The sequence below is a fragment of the Streptomyces sp. NPDC006265 genome (assembly GCF_040613555.1).
Taxonomy (GTDB): Bacteria; Actinomycetota; Actinomycetes; order Streptomycetales; family Streptomycetaceae; genus Streptomyces.
In genome coordinates this window covers 1-4,461 of record NZ_JBEXSH010000776.1, presented here as the reverse complement: position 1 = coordinate 4,461, position 4,461 = coordinate 1, and the positions used below count along the sequence as shown (strand labels likewise).

Annotated in this window: 6 protein-coding genes; 3 read left to right on the top strand and 3 right to left on the bottom strand. The window is 74.4% G+C overall.

The genetic code is table 11. The annotated features are described in order from the left end of the window. Positions 1-59 precede the first annotated feature (59 nt). Together ABZ281_RS39685 and ABZ281_RS39680 are read left to right on the top strand one after the other, a co-directional pair. On the top strand, positions 60-1,046 hold the full coding sequence (locus tag ABZ281_RS39685; protein WP_356662840.1) for a WYL domain-containing protein: 987 nt from the start codon (positions 60-62) through the stop codon (positions 1,044-1,046). A gap of 53 nt (positions 1,047-1,099) precedes the next feature. Further along, positions 1,100-1,621 carry a DUF4240 domain-containing protein gene (locus tag ABZ281_RS39680; protein WP_356662839.1) on the top strand — a complete coding sequence of 174 codons (522 nt, stop codon included), beginning with the start codon at positions 1,100-1,102 and terminating at the stop codon, positions 1,619-1,621. Here the strand turns inward: ABZ281_RS39680 and ABZ281_RS39675 are convergent, their stop codons facing one another. Together ABZ281_RS39675 and ABZ281_RS39670 are read right to left on the bottom strand one after the other, a co-directional pair. Further along, entirely contained in the window at positions 1,622-1,867 is a 246-nt protein-coding gene (locus tag ABZ281_RS39675; protein WP_356662838.1) for a hypothetical protein, read from the bottom strand. 53 nt (positions 1,868-1,920) lie between these two features. Beyond that, entirely contained in the window at positions 1,921-2,781 is an 861-nt protein-coding gene (locus ABZ281_RS39670) for a peptidoglycan recognition protein (protein ID WP_356662837.1), read from the bottom strand. A 191-nt stretch (positions 2,782-2,972) separates the two neighbouring features. Here ABZ281_RS39670 and ABZ281_RS39665 point away from each other — a divergent pair, with 191 nt between their 5' ends. Further along, the gene (locus ABZ281_RS39665) at positions 2,973-4,157 is read left to right on the top strand and encodes a MarP family serine protease (protein WP_356662836.1); all 1,185 of its coding nucleotides are present in this window, start codon (positions 2,973-2,975) and stop codon (positions 4,155-4,157) included. A gap of 7 nt (positions 4,158-4,164) precedes the next feature. Here ABZ281_RS39665 and ABZ281_RS39660 read toward each other — a convergent pair. Continuing rightward, on the bottom strand, positions 4,165-4,461 hold a 297-nt coding region (locus tag ABZ281_RS39660), incomplete at its 5' end, for a GNAT family N-acetyltransferase (protein WP_356662835.1).

Here is a 4,461-nt window from a genome sequence, read left to right as displayed (position 1 = left end):
GTGAGGACCGGTGATCGGCAGGCCCCCGCCACGGCGGGGGCCTGCTGCATGATGTGGCCATGCGTGCTGCCCGGCTGATCAAGATGGTGCTGCTGCTCCAGTCCCGGCCCTCCATGACGGCCGCCGAGCTCGCCCGTGAGCTGGAGGTGTCGGAGCGGACGGTCACCCGGGACGCGCAGGCGCTGTCGGAGGCGGGCGTTCCGGTGTACGCGGACCGGGGCCGGGCCGGTGGTTACCGGCTGGTCGGCGGGTATCGGACGCGGCTGAGCGGGCTGCACCGCGGCGAGGCCGAGGCGCTGTTCCTGTCCGGGGTGCCGGGCGCGCTGCGCGAGATGGGCCTGGAGGACGCCGCCTCGGCGGCCCGGCTGAAGGTGTCGGCGGCGCTGCTGCCCTCCCTCCGGGACGCTTCCCGGACGGCGTCCCAGCGGTTCCACCTGGACGCGCCGAACTGGTTCAAGGAGCCGAGGACGCCCGCGCTGCTGCCGGCGGTCGCCGACGCGGTGTGGGACGACCGGCGGATCGACGCCCGCTACCGGCGCGGCGAGGACGAGGTCGTCCGGGAGCTGGAGCCGTACGGGCTCGTGCTGAAGGCGGGCGTCTGGTACCTGTGCGCGCGGGTGGCGGGGAGTGCGTCCTTCCGGGTGTACCGGATCGACCGGTTCACGGCGGTGGACGCGGACGGCGAGCGCTTCGAGCGGGAGCCCGACTTCGACCTGCCCGGGTTCTGGGAGGAGCGGGCCGAGCAGTTCGCGCGGTCCCTCCTGCGGGCGCGGGTCGTGGTGCGGCTGTCCCCCGACGGCGTACGCGCCCTGCCGTACGCCCTCGACGCGCTGACCGCCCGGGAGGCCCTGGCGGACGCGGACGCCCCGGACGAGGGCGGTTGGGTGACGGTGGCCCTGCCGGTGGAGTCCGAGGAGGTCGCCCGCACGCAGCTGGCGGCGCTGGGTCCGGAGGTGGAGGTGCTGGCGCCTCAGAGCCTGCGCGAGCGGTTCGCCGCGGACGCGGAGCGGCTGGCCCGGCTCTACCGGCCCGGGAGCGGCGCATAACGATCCCGCGCACTCCGGGTGCGCCCCTGTGCCCCAGGGCCGATGCTGGACCCGTGATGGACGAGACGGAGTTCTGGGAGCTGGTGGACGACGCCCGGGGGGCTTCCGAGGGCGACCCCGAGGAGCAGGCCGACCTGCTCGTGGACCGGCTCGCTCAACTGGACCCGGACTCGGTCCTGGACTTCGCCCGTCACTTCGAGTCCCGCTACAACCGCGCCTACCGCTGGGACCTGTGGGGCGCCGCGTGGGTGCTGCTCGACGGGGCGAGCGACGACGCCTTCGACTTCTTCCGGTGCTGGCTGATCGGCCAGGGCCGCGAGGTGTTCGAGGGCGCCGTGCACGACCCCGACGCGCTCGCCGATCTGCTGGACGACTTCGACGAGGAGATCGACGGCGACGGCGAGGAGCTCGGCTACGCGGCGGACGAGGCCTATGAGCAGCTCACCGGTGTGGTCGCGCCCGACCTGGAGATCGCGCCGCCACCCCCGGAACCGGAGGGCCCGCCGCTCGACTTCGAGAACGAGGGACTGCTCGCCGAGCGCTACCCCCGGCTGTGGGAGCGCTTCAGGGGCTGATCAGGCGGCTCGGCGGCGGCTCGCGTCGGACGGGATGTACGCGTGCGTCCCATCGGCCCGCACCGCGTGGTGCATCGGAGCGGCGTTGGCCTGGTCGAGCGCGGACGCGGTGACCGCGGCCGGGCCCAGGACGACGGTCACGACCGCGCACAGCATCGCCAACGGGCCGCGCGCGGCCACCGCCCGCGGACCCGGCTCCCCCGCGCTCCCCGCGTGCCTCGGGGCCTTCGTACGACCGTTGTTCATGGTCCCCACCTCCAGTCGGCTGCCTGTGGGGACGACCGTAGGAGACCGGGATCTCAGGACGCTGCGCGTTCGCTGTGGCCTTGCTGTGGACCGTCCGGCCGGCCCTGGAGCCGGGCCGCGAGCCGCCGGATCTCGGGCAGGCGGGCGTGCAGGGCGGCGCCCGGGCAGCTGGTCATGTAGCCGTCGTTGTGGCCCGCCAGGGCGGGCAGCCAGGCGGTGGAGCCCGCCGCGTACCGGCTCAGGCCGTTGCTGGAGACCAGGCGGACGTCCGAGCGGGGGTCGGTGCCGGTCAGGCCCAGCTTCCAGGCGGACAGCGCGGCGATCGCACGGATCATGGGCTGCGGGACGGGCATGCCCTCGGTGAAGGTGCCGAGGGCGGCGATGCCCGCGGTGCGGTGGTTGAAGCCCTGGGTGTGGGCGCCGGTGACGGCGCGCTCCACGCCCCCGGCGCGGCCCTCGTAGACGGTGCCGCAGCGGTCGACGACGAAGTTGTAGCCGATGTCGTCCCAGTCGCGGGTGCGGGTCTGGCCGGTGTAGAGGTCCCGGATGATGCGGGGCGCGTCGGCGCAGTCGTAGCCGTTGGGCGAGTCGGTGTGGTGGACGAAGACGGCGGCGACCCGGTCGTCGTAGCGCGGGCGCGGCTGGGCTCGGCCGGCGTCGCCCAGCCAGGCCCCTCTCGGCACGATGGGCGGGCGCGGGGCGGTGTAGGAGGCCGGGGGGCGGGGCGGGGCGGCGCGGGAGCCGGTGTCGGCCGCGTTCTCGACGCCGTGGGCGCACAGGAACAGCGCCACGACGGCGGCGACGCCCGGCAGACAGCCGAGCAGCGCCCGGGCCGCGCGCGGCAGGCCGGCTATGCCGGGTGTCCCGTCGGCGGAGTGCCTGCGTGCGCCCCGCCGTCTTCGGAAGACACGCATGGTCCCACTGTCGGCCTGATCCGGTCCGTCCGCGATGTGTGATGTGCCACCCGGTGGAACCATCGTCACGGTCCGCGACGTTTTTCCCTGTGCACGACCGCGCGGCCGATTCCGATCATCCCGTGCGCGTGTGACTGATCACCGGGCCCTCCCCCCGCGTATTAAGGGGTTCCGAGAGAAAGGCGGCGTGCGTGGACCTGCTCGACATCCTGCTGTTGCTGGTCGTCCTGGCCTACGCGGCGTCCGGGTACCGGCGCGGGCTGGTGGCCGGCTGTGTGTCGCTGGCGGGCTTCGTGGGCGGTGCGGTCGTCGGTGTGTGGGCCCTGCCGTGGGTCATGGACCTGGTGGAGCCGGGGACGACGCGGGCGACGGTGACGGCGGTGTTCACGGTGCTGCTCCCGGCGGTGGTGGGGCACGAGCTGGCGGGGCGCCTCGCGCTGCGGTTGCGGCGGGAGCTGGACCGGGGGCCGCTGCGGGTGGCGGACGGCGTCGGCGGGGCCGTGGCCAACGCGGTGGCCGTGCTGATCGTGGCGTGGGTGGCGGCGAGCGTCCTGGGCGCGTCCTCGTCGCCGCTGGTCACCTCGGCGATCCGGGACTCGCGGCTGCTCGGCGCGGTGCAGCGGACGATGCCGGACACGACGCCGGCCTGGTTCTCGGGGGCCACGTCCGCGCTGACGCAGGCGGGCTTCCCGCAGGTCTTCAACCCCTTCGAGAACGAGTCGACGGCCGAGGTCGCCAAGCCCACCGGCGACAGTGTCACGGCCGCCGCGACCGAGGCCGCCAAGCGGAGCACCGTGAAGGTCGAGGGCGTCGCGGGCACCCAGGGCCGCGAGGGCAGCGGGTTCGTGTACGCGCGCGAGCACGTGATGACCAACGCCCATGTGGTGGCCGGCATCGACGAGCCGACCGTGCAGATCGGCGGGGTCGGGCGGACGTACGAGGCGCAGGTGGTGCTGTTCGACCCGCAGAAGGACGTGGCCGTGCTGTACGTGCCCGGTCTGAAGGCCCCGGTGCTGCGCTTCGACGACGACGCCGAGCGCGGCGACGCGGCGGTCGTCGCGGGCTATCCGCAGGACGGCGACCTGAACCTCCAGGCGGCGACGGTCGCCAACCGGATGCGGGCGACGGGCCAGAACATCTACAACGACGGGACGGCCACCCGCGAGATCTACTCGATCCGTTCCACGGTCCGCCCCGGCAACTCCGGCGGCCCCCTGCTCACCACGGACGGCCGGGTGTTCGGCGTGGTCTTCGCCCGCTCCACCTCGGACGCCGAGACGGGCTACGTCCTGACGGCGGACGAGGTCGCCTCCGACGCGCGCAGCGCCGCGGGCGCCACGGCACCGGTGGACACCGGCGAACTGGCCGCGTCGTAGCTCCGGCTCACAGGAAGCGCCCCATGAACACGTCGTCCACGTAGGTCCCGTCGAGCAGGAACTCCTCGGGCAGGATCCCCTCGACCACGAACCCCTCGGTCTCGTAGAGCGCCCGGGCCGCGGTGTTGTGCCCGAGGACCCGCAGGGTGATGCGGCGGGCCCCCCTCCGGCGGGCCTCGTCGACGGCGGCCCGGACCAGCGCCCGCCCGGCCCCCCGGCCGCGCGCCTCCTCGGCGACGGCGAGGCCCTGGATCTGGCGGACGTGCCGGTTCGATTCGAGCTCGGTGGGGAAACCGACGTGGAC